The 544-nt window shown below is 68.2% G+C and carries 2 protein-coding genes; both read right to left on the bottom strand.

The window, feature by feature from the left end; translation table 11 throughout:
• The coding region (locus LPA54_RS36060; protein ID WP_228984755.1) for an MTH1187 family thiamine-binding protein at nt 1-117 on the bottom strand (117 nt) is incomplete at its 3' end.
• Complete coding sequence (locus tag LPA54_RS36055) at nt 114-458, bottom strand: DUF3817 domain-containing protein (RefSeq protein WP_228917130.1); 345 nt, start codon at nt 456-458, stop codon at nt 114-116. The genes LPA54_RS36060 and LPA54_RS36055, both read right to left, overlap by 4 nt.
• Nucleotides 459-544: the final 86 nt, after the last annotated feature.

The following is a 544-nucleotide window of genomic DNA, read 5'->3' as shown; positions in this document are numbered from 1 at the left end:
CATCGCATCGGTGCGGTTCGGCAGACCGGACTCGCGGACCACCCGCACGGCGTCGGCGACGTACTCCCCCACGTCCTCGCCGACGCCCAGCGGCGTCACGGAAAAGGCGACGATCACGCGTTCACGACCCCTTCCTTGCGGGCGCGGGAGGCGATCACCGCGTCCTCGGCCTCATGCTTGAGCCGCCGCTCGGCGAAGAAGCCGCCGGTGGGCAGCACCGACATCACGAAGTAGTAGGCGGCGGTGCCCAGCGACCACTTCGCACGGTTCCAGGCGTCGGCCCAGAAGAGCACGTAGAGGACGAAGAGGAAGCCGTGGACCGCGCCCATGACCGGCACGGCGTTGAAGTCGGTGGTCCGCTTCAGGACCGAGCAGACGAGCAGCAGCAGGAACGAGATCGCTTCGGGGCCCGAGACCAGGCGGAGGCGGCGGAGTGCGGAGGCGGTCTTGATGTCCACGGGTCACCTTCGGAAGGGAGAGACGTCGGCGTCGACGGTGCGGTCGGCTTGTGAACGCGCGCACAAGCGTAGCCATTGTGGCAAAC

The sequence above is a fragment of the Streptomyces sp. DH12 genome, from assembly GCF_020873895.1.
Taxonomy (GTDB): domain Bacteria; phylum Actinomycetota; class Actinomycetes; order Streptomycetales; family Streptomycetaceae; genus Streptomyces.
This window is presented reverse-complemented; position numbering and strand designations above follow the sequence as displayed.